Genomic DNA, 17,608 nt, shown 5'->3' with positions numbered 1-17,608 from the left:
ATAGTTTAATAGTTTCAGGATAAAAACATCTTTTTATAAAAAGAAAGACCTTCACTCGCCAGCTCATCAGCACTATTGGCAAGAGGCCGCCAAATACTAGCGGCCCTCGCCAATTCTTTAGAGGGTGCTCCGAACGTTTCTATAACGATCGAACCGGTATATTGAATATCGTCAAGTGCATCTTTAATACCCTGCCAATCGAGGTTACCCGTACCGGGTGTTCCACGATCAGATTCATTACCTTGGACATGACATAAGTCTTTGCCTATCTTTCGGATGGTATCGGGGATACTCTTTTCTTCGATATTACAGTGAAACGTATCGAGTAAGATTTTGAGGTAAGGACTGTCTATCTCGCGAATGAGAGAGAGAGCCTGGTCGCCCGTATTAATCATATCGGTCTCGAAACGGTTGAGCGGTTCAAGCCCCAAAACAACATTGTGTTGCTCAGCAAACTTTGCAGCTTCAAATAGGTTCTCAATACACCATTCTCGTTCTTTCTTCTTTTGTTCTTCAGAAATCAAGCGGGTTTTCCCAACGGCAGAATAAATTGGCCCGCCAAAAACAGGGCTCTCCATCTCATTGGCTATCTGGACACAATCTTTTATGTACTTCAAGCCAATCTCTCTAAACTCCGGATTATCACTTGCTATGTCCCGCTCGGCACCAAATGCTCCACTTATTGTAATGCCCAATCCGACTTCGTCAGCAAGCTTTTTTAACTTAGGCCAATCAATTATATCTTTATCCTCAACTGCGATTTCAATGCTATCATAACCCATATCTTTTACTTTATGGATTAAATCAAACGACGCTGTGTTAAAAGGAGAAACCCACACGAAGGTACTTACCCCAAATTTCATAGTTGTTTTTTAAATATTAAAAATTAGTTTATAGCTCAAAGTCTGGAATCTCTACGCGAACTCCGCCCTTCATCGCAGATTCATGTGCACAAATACCAGCACAGGTATAATTTGCGGCGACGTCTGCGTCGACTGCGGAATTTCGACCTTCTACAATCGCAGCAACAAACTCTTGTACTAAGTGTGGATGCGAGCCACCATGCCCCGCACCTTGCAGAAATGACACGTGATTCGGGTCGTCTATTTTTTCTCTCTTGGTAAAATGTTTAATTGGTTCGATCAAAAGTTCATCCGTATCAGGCACATCTATTCGTTCAGCGTTTTCTCCGCCATCGAAAATTACATGTTGCTCGTCTTGCAACTGCTCCCACTCGAAAGACATTTTATCTCCGTAAACGTCGTAGCTCTCACGATATTGACGTACGACATCAAAAAGTGACCGAGTTGCTTCCGCTACTACATCAGAATTTTTCAATTTAAATGTAGCTGTTTCGACAGCATAGGGAGCGTTATAGCGTTTAGCCAAGTCCTCGCTTAACCGCCCTGATCCGTGACATACTACAGATTCCGCTTTGGTATTGTTAATTCTTAAAAGTGGAGAAATAGCATGTGTTCCATTTAACATCGGAGGAAATCCTTTCCAGTATTCAGCCCAGCCTTCCATACTCATGTCTTGGATATGGGATCCTCGAACAAATTGAATCCTTCCTAACTGCCCTGTTTCAGCTAGTTTTAAACCATATAAAAACTCACGAGTGTACAAAGCCGTTTCCATCATCATGTACACTTTATTTGCTTTTCTTTTTGCCTCTACAATCGCTTTGCAGTCCTCAACAGTCATCGCCATTGGTATCGTACAAGCTGTATGTTTATTTGCATTCAGTGAAGCAAGTGTCATTCTCGCATGTTCGGGAACTGGGGTTACGATGTGTATGGCATCTACATCGTCTCTTTTCGTAACATCATCGAAATTGGTGAAACATAAATCCTCATCAAGATTGAATTTGTTCTTCAACTCGGTTAAGGTGTCCTCATTTCTTGTACAAATTCCAACTGCCTTGATATTTGGATGCGACTGATAGATAGCGATGAATTCTTTACCGAAACCCATTCCAACAATAACAACCGTGATTTTTTTCTCTTCCATAATTTTTCTTCTTTTAAAGTTTTAGTTTTATGATTATTTACTTGCTGCCCATTTTACAGCATTTCTTACTAGTTTTTTATAGTTTTCTATATTATGAGCTTCCCCGTCATGACCTAAAGCTATACCGACAATTCTTGTATCGGGATTCTTAACAACAAAAACCGAAGGGAAAGATTTTCCTGTTTCTTTGTTATTCGCGGTGGCAAGAACATCCAGTCCCGGTCCAGCCTGGTCGACCTCTTGATAGTATAGCTCATCCTTTAGCTCGAAGCTCTTATCTACCCCCTTTACTACAGGATGTTTTTTAACGATGTTGACTGTAAAAGCACCATAAGGGTCGTGACCTCGAGAACCACCGCTTACTAATTCTTTGTTATACTCTGGCCAGTCTGACCAGTTATACCACAATGCTGCATGAGCCAAAACCAAACCTTTTCCAGCTTTTGTAAACTCGAAAATAGCTTGCCGAGTAGCCTGGTCTTTAATAGGTTGGTTATTCGACAGGAATAGAACATCAATATTGGGCAAATGATCCATGATTTGGGTAACATCATCGGTATATATTACCTGTGCAAAACCATTTTTTTCCAATGTTATTACGTCAGCACCTCTATACCAAGTATCGAAGTCATGCGACTCGCCCCCGCCTACCATCAAAACGCGAATTGGTTCTTTGGCATGTGCTTTTGCGATATTATACGTCAATGTAACCGAAACAAGCAGCAGTATGCTTGTTAATAGAGTTTTGTGAATTAAATACTTTTTCATATGTTTTTATTTAGTTACTCGGATTATTCCGTTCATCCCTCGCCAGTGACCAGGGAAAGTACAGACAAATGGATAGTCCCCAGGTGTACTAGGTACAGTAAACTCGATCGTATCAGACTCACCAGTTGATAATAATTTTGTTGAAAATAGCACTTCTGGAATTTTGGGTACATACTGCAAGTCTGCGGCGTTCGGGTTACGTAACATTGCATCAGCAGCAGCACCAACCTTTTGAAGGGATCCAGGTTTAATAATCAATAAGTTATGCAACATACCATCTGGATTTACAAATCGTAATGAAACTCTAGTACCAGCCTTTAAAGTAATCAATTTTTTATCGTACTGCATAATATCTTTCACAACACCGATCGTCACCCTCATTACTTTTGGCTTTTCCTGTTCAGGCGCAGGCTTTTTCTTCACCTCAGTCTTCACTTCTTTTGGTTTCTCTTCAGGAAACTCTTTATCTAATGCTGTTTTAATTCTTTCTGAGAATGAACTTTTAGATGTTGAAGCATCCGCATTAAACGCCTCTCTAAACCCTTCACGATGAACCACAGACGCTGAATAAAGCGCTTGTGACAACCATTTGTCATCTTCATTTTCGTTATTTAGACTGGCTTTGTAAATAAGCTCACCAACTTGCTTAAATTCAGGCAATAATGCAAGCTCAACAAATGCGGCTAGACGGGTATTTAAGTTAGCATCTGTCAATAGCCCGTGCTCTTGAATAGCCATGACCCCATGATGAGTTTTCGGAAGTACCTGTAGGGCAGCTTTTCTAACTCCTGCAGCCGGATGATCTAAAGCCTTTTCTACCACTGCAAGCGCTTCTTGATTTGAGCCATCGAGTGCTCCCAATCCGTGCAATGTCCATAAAGCATGCACAGCAGGACCGTTTAAACCAATTTCATCAACTGACTGGTTGTTGATGATCTCATAAAGTCTGGGAACTGCATCCTGGTTTTGAGACTCAACCAATAAACGCTGAGCTGTCATTCTCCAAAATAGATTATCATTCTCTAGAGCGTTAAGCAGACCATCAAGACTATCTTTTGAAAGTGTTAATGGATTCTTTTCTTCTGCGTTTTTATATACTATACGATAGATTCTGCCGTGATTTGTATCGCGCAGCGGGCTTGAAAATGCATTTCCAGGTCCATGAGGTTGCTCTTTAAAAGGCAATACAAATTCAGAAGGTGCTTGTTCTGGCACAAAAACGTTGTGCTGAATAATAAAATTATACCAGTCCGCAACCCAAACAGCCCCATCCGGCCCTACGGAAGCCTGTACCGGACCAAACCATTCGTCAGAACTGGCCACAAGATTCCAACCATCCTTTTCAACAAAACCAGCTCCGTCTGGTTCAACAATTGAGTTGTGCACTAAACGCACGGTAGGTTCCGTGACAAATGCTACTTTATTCCAATATTCTTTTGGAAAGTCCCTAGCGGTATAAAATTGATAACCGGCAGCTGAAGTAAAGCCACCTACTACATCAACTTGTCGTAAGTTCGGTGTTAACGGGTGAAGGTCATAATGCCCATCAATTTTTTGAACTGCTGATATTCTCGGATAATCGTCATGCTCCGGGAGTTTATATTTCAAAAGTTTATCTGGCATCGAATAAAATGCGCTGTGCGTATTATTTGCTGTTGAGATAAACACATTATTATCTTCAGTAAAACCTAAGCCCCATGTATTGTTACTGGTTGGTGCTAAATATTCAAAGTTTTTGCCATCTGGTGCGAAGTGATATACTCCTTGAGAAAACTTAGCCTTTTTACCATTAAGTTCCCCGTCAAAACCAGCATAACCCGTTACGCCCCATATTTTATTGTCAAAACCATACTGTAAATTAGATGGTCCGGCATGCGTATCATTTTTATTCCAGCCGGTCATAATGACTTCTCGAAGATCAGCGACATCATCTCCATCTGTATCTTTTAAGAAAACAAAACCAGGAGCCTCCGAAACAATAACACCCCCGTTTACAAAGACAATACTAGTTGGGATGTTTAAATCGTCAGCAAATACCGTAAACTTATCTGCTTTGCCGTCTCCATCAGTATCCTCACAAATTTTAATACGGTCGTTAGCCAGCCCATCAGTCTCAACAAACGTATTCGGATAATCTACCGACTCAACAATCCACAACCGTCCGCGTTCATCCCATGCCATTGCAATTGGATTAATAATGTCCGGTTCGGAAGCAAATAGTTCGATATCAAAGTCAGTTAAAACCTGAGTCAGTTTGTTAGACTCGGAAGGTTCCAGAGCCTCTTGGATTTTTGGAACAAGATGACGCGCTGTATAATCAGAAATGGTGTCACTATTATAGATATCGACATTCGGTATGTCCAGTGCTTTCATATCAGCGACCGCCTGATCACCCACAGCCCAAAGTACACCGTTCCTTACAAGATTTAAAAATCCGATATTTTTCCATGTTCTTTCATCATGCCCATATGCAGTATAAAACACCCTACCTTCTCCCTGATTACGCACCCAAGTGTAAGGTTCGTTATGATCCCCTTCGATACGTTCCATCAAGACAGTCTTATCGGGATTAAGCGCTTGATGAACATAAGTTTCATCCCAGGTTTCGAATTCATTTATCCCCTGCATAACAGCATGGGTAGAATCAACGATCGTTCCCTTAAATATACCTTCACCATGAGAAGCAAATTGTCCGCCAACAGCTTGTATATACCATTCGGAATTCTTGAAACAGCCCGTTGCTGAATGGAGTGGGATAAGTCCCTTTCCACCTTCAACAAAGTCTTTTAGAGCTGCTTCCTGACTAGGTGAAATAGTATCATGATTAGCATAAATAATCAGGCCATCAAATTTCTTCAGATTATCTTTATTTAAATCTGCCAAATCATCTGTATACGTCATGTTAATGCCGCTCTGGAATAGTTTAATTGCCAACCAGGGTGCATATCGATAAGAATCATGATGTGTGCTTTTGTGCCCTAAAAAAAGCACTTCAATTCTTTTCGGGTTGACTGGTGCTTCCTGTGCAGTCGATGCCGCTTGTTGTGAAACAATTTTAGGGGCGCAAGCTGCTACCGCTAAAATAATACAGCCTAACAAGACTGACAAGATACGCTTCCGCTTCTTTCTCTTTTTGGTTACTGGGAGTTTATACATGAATTTCTATTAATTTATTGGGTTGCTAATCGTTTATTCACAGTTGTATCTTTTCTATATGAGAAAAGATCATATCTTCCACTCCTGCTATCTTCACACCAATACGTGCAAAAACATAATTATATCGATATTGGTTAAATCGTTTTAGCTATTGAATAATCGATATTATTGTTTTTTTCGTTTCATATTTTAGTACAAAAATTTAACATGAGTTGTGTGCAATGTAATCGATTACGTCATCTTTAACAAAAAATGAAATATTTAAGCCCATGATAGTCTTTTTATCAACTATTCTTAGGGGCTAAGTGTTTCACTGATTAATGTAATCGATTACACAATATCGTATAACAACGATATTTATTTAGCTTTATAGTAAAACTAAGATATGATAAAAAACGGGAATTATACAAATATTTTTTTTTATTGTATAACTCCCGTTTTTTAAAGAGCTGAGGCACTGTCCTTATCTAAGAACAGAATAGCATCGGAATGAGTTCTTAATATGGTAGAAGGATATCGGGGACTGATCTCCTCCTTCAAAGTATGGCGTACGGCTTTTGCTTTATTTTTTCCTGGTACAATACAATAAATATAGTTAGCATTTGTAAGTGCCGGGATCGTGAGTGTCAATGCATGTGTAGGAACATCTTCTATAGAGTCAAAACAACCATCATTCACCTGCTGCTGTCTACTTTCACTATCAAGGTCTACAATCTTCACCAAACGGGAATCATCAAAATCAGCGACATGGGGATCGTTAAAGGCGATATGATTGTTCTCTCCTATACCCATACATACAATATCGACTGGATTATCCATTAATAACTGACTATAACGTTTGCATTCTCCGTCAGGGCTATCGGCATTTCCATCGATATAGTGAACTTTATGAAACGGCAATTTGTTGAATAGCTTTTTCCGCAAAAAGTTAGCAAATGTTTGCGGATGATCGGACTTCAAACCAATATATTCATCCATGTGGAAAGCAACTACACGAGACCAATCAACATCTTTCGCATTCTCTAAACCTATTAAGAATTCATTTTGTGATGGTGCAGATGCAAATATCATATTTACATACTCCTTCTCTTTTAAGAGGTCCTTAATAGTAGTTGCTACAGCTTCCGCGGCATCGGTGCCCATTTCCTCTCTTGTAGCAAACTCTCTCACTTGCAAATTACCTTGAAAAGTTTTGTTTATCATATCAATTTACCTTTAAAAATGCATTAGTTTATATGCCGGATACAACACACAATCTGTGTACGTACCCGATATTTGAAACAATATATTTTGGATTTATTACTCGTTAATCTAGTTTTTATAAAATTGACAATTTTCTTTGGTTATTATATCAATTGGCATAAAGTATTCCTTTTCCATATCAACCTCAAACACCAGTTTCTGATAAAGTGTCCTCACTCCCCTATAAGCTTGTTCTTGCGGTTTCTCACATATTAGAAAGTCAATCACTCCGTCTTTTAAAAACTGTATGTTCTCTGTCAAAAAATCGTATCCTATCAAAATAACATCTGCGTTATTAACAGATGCCAAATACTTAGCAACCTTAGAAACACGGGAATTAGTAACAAAAATAAGCTTGATATCCGGATGGTCTCTAAATATTTCAATCATGCTCTTTTGAACTGAAAGATAGTCTGTCTTCGTTATATTTAATTGAACAGCTTCCTTTATGTTATTATCTTTGAGATAAGTCTTAAAACCCTCTTCCTTACGTAGAATGTGGTGGTCTGCTTGAATATCTTTGGAAATATTGACTAAAAGAATCTTGTCTTGTCTATCTATCAAGTAGTCCACCAAATGTGCTGCTGAATAACCACTATGATATAAATGGGGGCCAAAGTAACATAAACTTTTTTGGCTTGGGATGTCTGAATTAATAAATACGAAAGGAATTTTTCTCTCTTGACAAGCATTCGTAAAATTTATTGTTTCATCGATGAACGCCGGTGCTAACAGAACACCGTCGACTTTGTCATCAAGTATTACTTGCGCTTGCTTAACAAATGAATCTCGGTCGTTCATATCATAAAACAACTTCGTTATCTTAACATTGTAGGGTTTAATTTCTTTCTCGGCTTGGTTAATCCCTTCTAAAGGCACGCTCCAGTAATCAGTTTCTTCAGATACTTCAGGTATTAATGTTACGAGATTTAGCGTTTTACCCGACGCCAATCGTCGTGCGAGAAGATTAGGTTGATAATTAAGGTCCTTTATAATTGCTTGGATCTTGGCTTTCGTACGCTCGGATACCCCAGAGCGATTATGTAAAACCCGATCTACAGTCGCAATTGAGACACCGGCTCTTCTTGCTATCTCTTTTACCCCTACTAATTGTTTTTCTTTTTTACTCATTTAACGTGAATAACTGGTTATAAGCCTAATAACTGACAAAGATAGAATAAAACACTGTTTATTATTAGAATATTCTAACGAAGCTCTTCAGATTATAAATTTTTATAAACTATATTTCCGTTTACCATCGTCATAAATATATTGATTTTCTCATCAAATACAACGATATCAGCGTCTTTTCCTACCATTAGCGATCCCTTATTGGAATCAACACCAACTATTCGGGCAGGAGTTATTGACATCATTTTAACGGCCTCGACTAATGGAACATCAGCTAATTCGATCATGTTTCTAACTAATCTATCTGCTGTAGCTACACTTCCCGCGAAAGCTGTACGATCAGGTAGCTTTGCGACTCCTTCTTCTATAATCACTTTCAAACCAGAATCTTTATTTCCTAAAATACTTTCGCCTGGCGGCATACCCGCCCCCCTCATGGCGTCTGTGATTAAAGCGATACGATCCGGTCCTTTAATTTTATAGATCAATCTAAGAAAAGGAGCAGGCAAGTGTATACCATCGGCGATAACCTCAACATCCATGCTATCTATTATAAATGCACTTTCAATAACACCTGCATAGCGGTGCGCATTACGGCGTGTTACGCCTGACATACCTGAATAAAGATGCGTGGCTAAAGAATAACCGCATTCTACTGCGTCTACTACTTCCTCATAAACCGCATCGGTATGAGCAATCGCAGCTAAAATTCCGTTCTCTCGAAGATACCTCCCAAATTCAAGTGACCCTGGCAATTCTGGGGCCGCACTCCAACGACTAATGCAGCTAGATTTAGAGATAACCTCTTCGTATTCTTTAGGATCCGGATTTCGAATATATCTAGGGTCTTGCGCACCGCGTTGGTTCATAGCAAAGTACGGCCCCTCCAAATGCATTCCTAAAAATTGACTTCCTTTAGAATTTATTCTATTTGCTTCCTCATACAAGGACAATGTGTTTAGAAGGTTCTCCTTTTCACTCGTAAGCGTTGTAGGCACCATAGCCGTCGTTCCATATTTTGCATGAGTTTCAGCAATAGCTAGAAAAGCGTCAACGCTCCCATCCATAAAATCGTGATTTCCTCCCCCATGGATGTGGATATCTAGAAAACCTGGCGAAATATATTTCCCTTCTACATCAATTACCTGAGCGTCCGGGCACTCAATATCTCCAGCGCCTATTTCTGATATTTTATTATCAACAATAAGAACTGTCGCATCCGAAATAATTCGTTGCGTCGTAATGACACGCCCGTTAGTCAGTTTTATTTTCGACATGATAATCCGATTTAAATCAGGGGACTACACTTTCGGCTCCCATCCTGACTCGTATTCGCGACTCCAGTATTTCATTGCTTCAGAATTGTTCAAAATATGTCCGTTCGACGGATCAATATCCAAAGTGGAACCTGTTCGCTGTGCAATATTCCCTAATTGAACCAATAAAGTACTCTGGTGCCCACTAACGATATCAGAATTCAATTTCTCTCCGTTTTTAATCGCAGAAAAGAAATTTTGAATATGGTATGCGTCCAATGCCTGAGATGGATTCATCACATCGCCTTCAACAAACTTCGTGTCATTTTTAACTTCCTTGACAAGCTTGTTTTTCAAGTCATATATTTTATATTCATTGCCGCCATTAATCTGTAGCGAACCTTTCTCTCCATAAAATACAACACCTACCGAAGATCCATCTGTTGAGCGTCCATTACAACTGCGTCCTTCCCAAGTGATGGTTCCCTTATCGCCAAACTCCAACCCGATTACTTGTGTGTCTGGAGTTTCCCAATCATCCTGGTAACGATATCTTCCACCGACCGAAGTTACCTTTGTCGGATAATCAACATTTAGTCCCCAACGAGCTAAATCGACAAAGTGAGTACCATTATTCAGTGCTTCCCCTGTTCCCCAATGCCAAAACCAATGCCAGTTATAATGTATAAGATTATCTTGAAACTCACGACGTGGTGCGGGACCTTGCCATAGTTCATAATCCAACCAAGAAGGCACGGCAGTCTTTTTACCAACGCCAATAGAGGCTCGATTATTAGCATACCAAGTTCGCGCCATGTACGCTTTACCGATCGCTCCATCATGAACTTCTTTAATCGCCTTCACCACATTAGGCCAAGAACGGCGTTGGTTACCCATTTGGATAACGTTGTTATATCTTTCTACCGCCTTCATCAATAATTCGCCCTCATTTGGATTATGACTACAAGGCTTTTCTAAATATACATGTTTCCCTGCTTGCGAAGCAATGATAGCAGCTGGCGCATGCCAGTGATCCGGAGCAGCAACAACCAAAGCATCTAAGTTTTTATCTTCCAGCGCTTTTCTAAAGTCAGGCGCCGACTTTGGCTTTTTCCCTTGATTCTTGGTGACCACATCTATACACTTATCAGTAGCACGTGTATCTACATCCGATATATATAATACTTCGCAATTTTTCTGAAGAGAAAAATTCGTTGCTAGTGCACGCCCCCTGGCATTAACACCCATAAAAGCGGTCGTAACGCGATCATTCGCTCCAATAATATTTGCATAGCTCTTTGCGTTAAACCCCGGCAGAACGCCACCAACAGATGCTGCTGCGGTTCCGATTGCTGCCTTCTTTAAAAATTCTCTACGGTTATCTTTCATAATATTCTAAATTGATTATTTTGATGCTTTTTTAAACACTGATTCTAAATTAACAGATGAGCCTTTTTTCTTTTTACTTACATCTGCAGCTTCGGCAAAGGCAACGATCTCTAAGGTCTCCTGTTTATTAATCGGTGATACTCCGGTCTCGAAAAAGTTCACAATCTGTTGCAATAAAGGATTGTATCCGCCAAAGGGGCCCAATACACTAATTCCTTTTTCACCGTAGACAGTCCCACCGTAACTGCTCTTGCCAGAGCGTGTACCCCTAAATGTGCCAACTCTTCCATCCTCCCATATACCAACGACAACATCGGTATCTTCTGTATGCGTGCGGGTCACCGATTTACATCCCGGTCCCATTACGGTAAACAAAATTTCTATGCCATGAATCCCGTACCAAAGTAAATCAGGGTGTGTTTTTTCAAGCGCTGCCGGACTAAAAGCATCTGCCCCTAAAACCTTACCTACCTTGCCCTTAACGATCTCCTGAGCTGACTCCATATATCGAAGCGAAGAAGAGGAAAAAACAGGTACGTTAAATTCTTCCGCTTTATTAAAAATTTCAATCGTATCGCTCAATGAAGCAGCGATTGGTTTATCAATAAATACACGCTTTCCAGCTTTAAATACAGGTAAAGCCTGTTCCAAATGTACACGACCGTCGTTACTTTCCAACAAAACAACATCAACTTTAGAAAGAAGGTCGTCTATTGAATTTACGATCTCAACACCATATTGCTTAATATCCTTTATATATCCGTCCACTCTTGATACAGCAGACTCAATATCCTTACTTCCTTGCGGATACGCCGCAACTACCTTGTAGCCTTTGTATACCGGATCTGCATCTTTTGCATTTAAAGTTTTCGTGAATGCGATACTATGCGAAGTATCTAAACCAATTATTCCTACTCGCTTTCCGCTAGTTTGACTTGCGAAAAGATTAGAGTAATTCCCCATAACACTTAACCCCAATCCAGTTATAGCGGAGGCTTTAATAAAATTACGACGGTTGTATTTATTATTCATAGATTTAGTTATTTAGGCTAACAAATATTTACATATTATATATGTCTCGTGGCATGTGTGATCTCGTGTACGTTCCCGAATTTAACTTATTTATTTATAAATAAAAAAATTATTTCCCTTTTAACTTAATTTTTTGTTGAATCTCTCTAATTTTTCCATACTCAGCATAAGAAACCTAGGGTGATGGTAGTTTTCAATCCTCGACCCCTCTTCAACAAAAGTCATTTTTCTATCGCCTCCTATGTTCCAAAGCGAAAACCCATATTTCGACAACGGGAATGTTTCAATAACATAATGATACATTTTATCAAACCAGCCGACTGCCCAGCTGTCATGGGGATCATTTTCTATGATTGTTAACAAACCAATTAGCACCTCATGTTGAGCCCATAAAACTTTGTCAGTTAACCACTTATTTTCGTTAACATTATCCAAACAATGAAACACGCCTCCATATACATCGTCCCATGCGACTTCCACATGGAATTTAAACCTGCTAACAGATTTACTGAAAAGCGCTTTATCTTTACGTCGTAACGCTTCATCCATTAACATCCAGAGAGACTCCATAGCATGTCCAATATAAACAAATTGTGACATTTCGGAGCTCATGAACGAGTAATCATAATCCAACAACTCGACCATCAAATTAAATTCAGGATTGAAATGTTGTTCACAGAGAGCAGTGATACATATTGACGAAACCTTTTCTATCTCGGGATCTGCCTTCAGTCTTAATAGACTAGTTGATAATCTCAACATAATCATTGAGTGCCCTAATATGCGAGGGGCGTGAGTTACCACTGGGTCTGGTGAGTACTGCAACTGATATTGATAATCGGGTTGCTCATACAACGCAGCACATTGAAGTAAAATATTTTTTGCCAGATACCAGTAAGATTCATCATTCGCAGCAAGTGAATATTCCGCCAAACCCTCCGCAACAAATAAATTACCGTAAATATCCGGCTCATTTGATTTTAAATCGTTTCCAGACCGATCGTATTCCCATGGCCACAATTCAGAAGCCGGATCTTTTACCTTTAAAGATAAATCAAGGGTCTTTTTAGCTATTTCTAGATATACGGATTTGTTTTCAATATTGTTATACAGATAAGAATAAACCCAAATACCCCGACCATCATACCAGGTACGTTTATTAGTATTTAGATTATGTCCTCTACGATCTGTATTACACAGAAAGCCCCCATATTCATGATCGACTACAAACTTATCCATAAATGGAAGAAAGTCATCGAATAAGTATCGCTGAAACTCTGAAAAAAGAGTCTGTATCGGACGATTAGCAAGCAACATAAAAAAACCTAATTAATCATCGTTAAGAGCTTTCAGCATGTTCTCCACCTCTGGTTTCGTCTTCGTACGGTTCAACAAAGAATACCCAATGTATATTACTAGTGAACTTAATATTGGTCCTGACATTTCAATAGATAAAGGAACATCATTGACAACTTTTAGTATAGCGAAAGCTGCAAGACCTCCAAAAATGGAAAGTATAGCGGCAACACTGTTACTCCGCTTAAACACTGGCAGTAACCCCAATATCATCGGAATAGCGATTGGTCCTAATAAAGCGGCAAACCAGGTAACCATCAAGCCAATTACACCCCCAAATCGATCAGAATTAAACGCGATAATAATGGTCAATAAGATAAAACTGAACGTGGTTATTCTGGCTATATTGAGCATAGTTTTCGAACTCAGCACTTTCACTTTCTTCACAATAACAGGTAAAATATCCCGCGTTATTACAGACGATATAGTATTCGCATCAGACGCGGTCATCGACAAGGTGTTTGAAAACAACGAAGCAACTAATAAGCCCAAAAGCCCCGGAGGCAAGAACTTCATCGCCATTAGTGAATATGACTGTTCAGGATTCGCTAAATCAGGTAAAAAAATTGGAGCGGCAAACATTGGGAATAGCAAAATCAAAGGCCAAGCTAAATATAGAAAAGCAGAAAACATTGCTGCTTTCTTGGCTTCCTTACCAGATTGAGAAGAAATAAACCTCGTAGCAAGATTCCAGGTACCACCACTATAGCTAAAAAAATTGATTACCAGCATCGCCATAGCGAAGGTTACTGTATAAGGTGAATTAAATGCCTGTGAATTGGCTTCAGGGAGGCGATCCCACATTGTAAAGACTCCTCCAAGACCATCTCCTAACTGAACTAATATCATCACGAACATAACTAAACCCGAAGCAACTTGTATGACAAAAGAAGCGAGGTCATTCAGAACATCAGCCCATAATCCACCTAGTGTCACGTAGAACAAAGTAACTACTCCAGATATGATAATACCCGTTACAATCGGAATACCCATAAACGCATTCAACAAGATACCCACAGCGGCCCATTTAGCGCCTACATCAAAGAGCTTAACAATCACACCGCACCAAGCCATAAGTTGTTGGGCAGGAATATTATAACGAGTAGCTAAATACTCTGTAGGCGACTGAATTCCAGTCTTTGTACGCAGACGGGCCCATCGCGGTGCTATGAAAAATATTGTTCCCACCATTGCAATCGATATGGTGAAAGCCCACCACACATACATCGTAAACCCATGCGTATAAGCAATTGAAGCATATGCAACAAAAACAGCGCCGCTATAGCCTGATACGTGATGTGAAATTCCCGATAGCCACCACGGCAATTTACCACCAGCAGTAAAAAAGTCAGCAGAGTTCTTTACCTTGGTGTAACTGTAAATTCCGATTACTATTAGAAGGACAAAAAAGCCTACGATAACCAGATAATCAATTGTTTGCATGTTTCAATTAGTTAAGTATAATTTAATGGTTTATGCGAAGCACCGTGAGGTACGTACCCGAAAGGTAAGAGTTTATTTCAAAATAAAAAAAAATTACTGCTTTTTTTCTGTTTCAAGTTTCACATTACTTCCCCTAAGCTCGAAAACACCAGTCTGCATTCTGAGTATTTTCAACGATAGACTTCAATTTCTTTTTCCGTTATCTCCGCCCCCTTATTTCCCCATTGACTGTTAATATATGTCAATACTTTAGATAAGTCACTATTACTTAGAAACTTAAAAGATGGCATTTCTACGTCGGCTCCTTTATACCCATTTAGAACTAACGGGATCAACTCTTCATGTTTAGTTATAACCGAAGACCCTGCTAAAGGAGGAAACACTTCAGGGACTCCCTTTCCATTTAGTTTATGACAAGCCAAACAGTATTTTTGATACAAAACTTCCCCGGTCATCTCAATATTGGAATTTTCTACTTCTGTCTTGGCATACAATACATTTTCTCCAACGGAATCGACCTTAGCAATTCTCAAAATCCGATCATCTTTTGCGTCAGGTTCTGTCATTGGGTTCCAGTCACGATTACTGGTCGAAATATATAACTCCCCAGATGGCGATATGCAAAGATCTCTGATCCGTCCGTACTCTTTCTCCAAAAATATTTTTTCATCTACAATCTTCTCGCCTTTTGTATTCAACTTAAGAACCCTGAAACCCTGACCTTTTAAAGTAACAAGAACCAACGAGTTTGTCCATTCTGGAATAGCCTCTGACGTATAGTAATCGAGCCCGGCCGGTGCAATCGTAGGCGTCCATGACTTCATTGGTTCTATTGCGTTATGCTCCTGTGCATATTCTTTCTCATAATATTGATCATGAAAACCTTCGATAACATGCCAGCCGTAATTACGCTTAGGGCGTATTAGGTTAATTTCGTCTTCAATGGCATCGCCGTGCTCCGATGCATATAGGTTACCGTTCGGGGTATATACCAAACCCTGAATATTTCGAAACCCGAATGCCCATACATAAGAATCTGGGTCAGGATTATCGGCAGGTATATTCCCGTCAAAGTCCATACAGAGTATCTTTCCATTTAAATTATGAATGTCTTGTGCATTTCCATCCTTTGCAATATCGCCTGTGGCCCAAAACAAACGGTCTCCTTTCCCTCCAATCGTTATACGAGATCCATTATGTCCTGTTCCTGCTGGTATCTCCAAAAGTGTCAAGGGTGAAACTAATGTATCGCCTTCAACCGTATAGCGCTCCAAACGCGAAAAATAACCCCCATCGCGCTCTAAAGTATAATTAATAAATACGTAGGGATACTTCTGCTGATTAGCATGGACGGCCATGCCCAATAGACCAGAAGTTCTCTTCATCCATACACTATCGACATTCAACAACACTGTCTTTTTGCCCGTAACGGGATCTATCTTACTAATAATACCCGGTTGTTCACTCACCCATATTTGGTCATCGGGTCCCCAGGCAATCTCCCACGGAATATCTAAACTATCCGCAATTACACTTACACCGAGCGGCGTTTTATCAAGCTGAATATTAACATCAATATCGTGTGTAAACTCAACTTCCCGACCACAACCAAAACAAGCGATAATTAGGAATAATAAGAAGAATTTATTTAGTTTCAATACCATTATATTTTAGGAAATATTCAAAAAACGAATAGACTATCTCATTAGCCTCTTCGTTGGGCGAATGCTCAGGTCGGTTTGACATTGCCACCCGGTTTTCATACCCCAATAAATCATTCACTTTGATCGTATGGTTTAAAGGAATCCATCTACTTGGAGGATCTTCCGAGCCTCCTGAAACGAGAAAAGGTCGGGGAGCCATCAAAGCATGGAGTTCATGTAAATCATAGCCCTCCTCTACCAATCGAGGATACAGACCAACGACTGGGTTTTCTTCTGTTATCATCCCCCTTTTGCGCCACGGCTTTGGATGATAGCCCAAATACCAAGGCTCCCAGTAATTGACGGATCCACGTGCCTCGTCAAACACGATACCTGGGTCCGACCAAACAGCACAGGCAAATTTGTCAAATAAGGTCGAGGCAAACATCGCCCATTTTCCTCCAAATGAATGTCCGACTATTCCGATCCTAGTCGAATCCACATTATTCTCTTTCGCCAATGCATGCCAAGCATTTGCGGCTGCATAGGCGAGCATCGAAAGTGGCTGCACTTCTGCTTTTTCTATCGAAGGATAATATAAAGAAAAAGTCTGGTCTTTGGAGGCCTCTGTAGTTCCCAATGAAAGCGTAACAAATCCTCGCTTTACTAATTGCAATGCATAATCCCGATAAGGCTTTCCATCCCCAATTGCAGTATTAGGTTCATAATAAACTGAGATAACGGCAGGTTTCTCAGCGTCACCATCAGGGACCAATAAGAAACCTGTAGTTTCTTCATTCGGAAGCCACCGAAATTTCACCTTATACTGTTTATAACCTTCTTCTTGTACCGAATCCAGTATAGTCAATTTCTGATCAGTGAGGAGCGCTGGCCATCTGCCCATTAATTCTGACCAACGGTTATAAATTTCTTGACGACGAGCAGGCCAGTCAGCTTTCGTCTTGACTTTCCGACCATCGTAAAATTCCAACAATGAGCGGTAGCTTCCAAAATCCCCTCGAAACTCTGCGGGAGGTGTAAAATAACGAGAAATTTTACTCCAAATCCGTTTTCTTTCTAATGCATCAGACTGAGGTTCCTGTGCGCCTACACTCAACGAAAGCATGAACAGAAACATACCACACAGTAACTCTTTTACTTTGAAAAACATGATTATTCTTT

Annotated in this window: 13 protein-coding genes and 1 pseudogene; all 14 read right to left on the bottom strand. The window is 39.9% G+C overall.

Features of this window, described 5'->3' with window-relative positions:
- Window positions 1-14 precede the first annotated feature (14 nt).
- Window positions 15-863: a sugar phosphate isomerase/epimerase family protein gene (locus D3P12_RS09550; RefSeq protein WP_118194965.1), complete on the bottom strand. Its 849-nt coding sequence runs from the start codon at window positions 861-863 to the stop codon at window positions 15-17.
- 28 nt (window positions 864-891) lie between these two features.
- Complete coding sequence (locus D3P12_RS09545) at window positions 892-2,010, bottom strand: Gfo/Idh/MocA family protein (RefSeq protein ID WP_118194963.1); 1,119 nt, start codon at window positions 2,008-2,010, stop codon at window positions 892-894.
- 33 nt (window positions 2,011-2,043) lie between these two features.
- Entirely contained in the window at window positions 2,044-2,778 is a 735-nt protein-coding gene (locus tag D3P12_RS09540; protein WP_118194961.1) for a ThuA domain-containing protein, read from the bottom strand.
- A 6-nt stretch (window positions 2,779-2,784) separates the two neighbouring features.
- Window positions 2,785-5,934 carry a PVC-type heme-binding CxxCH protein gene (locus D3P12_RS09535; protein ID WP_118194959.1) on the bottom strand — a complete coding sequence of 1,050 codons (3,150 nt, stop codon included), beginning with the start codon at window positions 5,932-5,934 and terminating at the stop codon, window positions 2,785-2,787.
- Between the two features lie 37 nt (window positions 5,935-5,971).
- Window positions 5,972-6,046: pseudogene (locus tag D3P12_RS15765) on the bottom strand (DUF3823 domain-containing protein); the annotation flags it as partial.
- 329 nt (window positions 6,047-6,375) lie between these two features.
- A complete protein-coding gene (locus D3P12_RS09530; RefSeq protein ID WP_118194957.1) occupies window positions 6,376-7,137 on the bottom strand; it encodes a glucosamine-6-phosphate deaminase in 762 nt (253 codons plus the stop codon).
- 108 nt (window positions 7,138-7,245) lie between these two features.
- Window positions 7,246-8,307, bottom strand: coding sequence for a LacI family DNA-binding transcriptional regulator (locus D3P12_RS09525; protein ID WP_118194955.1), 1,062 nt, complete (start codon window positions 8,305-8,307; stop codon window positions 7,246-7,248).
- 92 nt (window positions 8,308-8,399) lie between these two features.
- Window positions 8,400-9,584 carry an N-acetylglucosamine-6-phosphate deacetylase gene (nagA, locus tag D3P12_RS09520; protein WP_118194954.1) on the bottom strand — a complete coding sequence of 395 codons (1,185 nt, stop codon included), beginning with the start codon at window positions 9,582-9,584 and terminating at the stop codon, window positions 8,400-8,402.
- A 24-nt stretch (window positions 9,585-9,608) separates the two neighbouring features.
- Window positions 9,609-10,952 carry a Gfo/Idh/MocA family oxidoreductase gene (locus D3P12_RS09515; protein ID WP_118194953.1) on the bottom strand — a complete coding sequence of 448 codons (1,344 nt, stop codon included), beginning with the start codon at window positions 10,950-10,952 and terminating at the stop codon, window positions 9,609-9,611.
- A gap of 15 nt (window positions 10,953-10,967) precedes the next feature.
- Window positions 10,968-11,984 carry a Gfo/Idh/MocA family protein gene (locus D3P12_RS09510; protein ID WP_118194951.1) on the bottom strand — a complete coding sequence of 339 codons (1,017 nt, stop codon included), beginning with the start codon at window positions 11,982-11,984 and terminating at the stop codon, window positions 10,968-10,970.
- A 120-nt stretch (window positions 11,985-12,104) separates the two neighbouring features.
- Window positions 12,105-13,301: an AGE family epimerase/isomerase gene (locus D3P12_RS09505; protein ID WP_118194949.1), complete on the bottom strand. Its 1,197-nt coding sequence runs from the start codon at window positions 13,299-13,301 to the stop codon at window positions 12,105-12,107.
- A gap of 12 nt (window positions 13,302-13,313) precedes the next feature.
- Window positions 13,314-14,783: a sodium:solute symporter family protein gene (locus D3P12_RS09500; protein ID WP_118194947.1), complete on the bottom strand. Its 1,470-nt coding sequence runs from the start codon at window positions 14,781-14,783 to the stop codon at window positions 13,314-13,316.
- Between the two features lie 170 nt (window positions 14,784-14,953).
- On the bottom strand, window positions 14,954-16,441 hold the full coding sequence (locus tag D3P12_RS09495) for a PQQ-dependent sugar dehydrogenase (protein ID WP_245977423.1): 1,488 nt from the start codon (window positions 16,439-16,441) through the stop codon (window positions 14,954-14,956).
- Window positions 16,428-17,597, bottom strand: a complete 1,170-nt coding sequence (locus tag D3P12_RS09490) for an alpha/beta hydrolase family protein (protein WP_118194943.1) — start codon at window positions 17,595-17,597, stop codon at window positions 16,428-16,430. The genes D3P12_RS09495 and D3P12_RS09490 overlap by 14 nt, the downstream gene beginning before the upstream one ends.
- Between the last annotated feature and the right edge of the window lie 11 nt (window positions 17,598-17,608).

It is taken from the genome of Pedobacter indicus (assembly GCF_003449035.1).
In the GTDB taxonomy this organism is placed as follows: Bacteria; Bacteroidota; Bacteroidia; order Sphingobacteriales; family Sphingobacteriaceae; genus Albibacterium; species Albibacterium indicum.
Note: the sequence above shows the minus strand (reverse complement) of the source record. Positions and strands in the feature narration are given on the sequence as shown.

Coding starts and splice junctions, on each gene's coding strand:
- D3P12_RS09550 (WP_118194965.1), bottom strand. CDS start 863: ATGAAATTTGGGGTAAGTACCTTCGTGTGGGTTTCTCCTTTTAACACA.
- D3P12_RS09540 (WP_118194961.1), bottom strand. CDS start 2,778: ATGAAAAAGTATTTAATTCACAAAACTCTATTAACAAGCATACTGCTG.
- D3P12_RS09535 (WP_118194959.1), bottom strand. CDS start 5,934: ATGTATAAACTCCCAGTAACCAAAAAGAGAAAGAAGCGGAAGCGTATC.
- D3P12_RS09500 (WP_118194947.1), bottom strand. CDS start 14,783: ATGCAAACAATTGATTATCTGGTTATCGTAGGCTTTTTTGTCCTTCTA.
- D3P12_RS09530 (WP_118194957.1), bottom strand. CDS start 7,137: ATGATAAACAAAACTTTTCAAGGTAATTTGCAAGTGAGAGAGTTTGCT.
- D3P12_RS09505 (WP_118194949.1), bottom strand. CDS start 13,301: ATGTTGCTTGCTAATCGTCCGATACAGACTCTTTTTTCAGAGTTTCAG.
- D3P12_RS09490 (WP_118194943.1), bottom strand. CDS start 17,597: ATGTTTTTCAAAGTAAAAGAGTTACTGTGTGGTATGTTTCTGTTCATG.
- D3P12_RS09525 (WP_118194955.1), bottom strand. CDS start 8,307: ATGAGTAAAAAAGAAAAACAATTAGTAGGGGTAAAAGAGATAGCAAGA.
- D3P12_RS09545 (WP_118194963.1), bottom strand. CDS start 2,010: ATGGAAGAGAAAAAAATCACGGTTGTTATTGTTGGAATGGGTTTCGGT.
- D3P12_RS09510 (WP_118194951.1), bottom strand. CDS start 11,984: ATGAATAATAAATACAACCGTCGTAATTTTATTAAAGCCTCCGCTATA.
- nagA (WP_118194954.1), bottom strand. CDS start 9,584: ATGTCGAAAATAAAACTGACTAACGGGCGTGTCATTACGACGCAACGA.
- D3P12_RS09515 (WP_118194953.1), bottom strand. CDS start 10,952: ATGAAAGATAACCGTAGAGAATTTTTAAAGAAGGCAGCAATCGGAACC.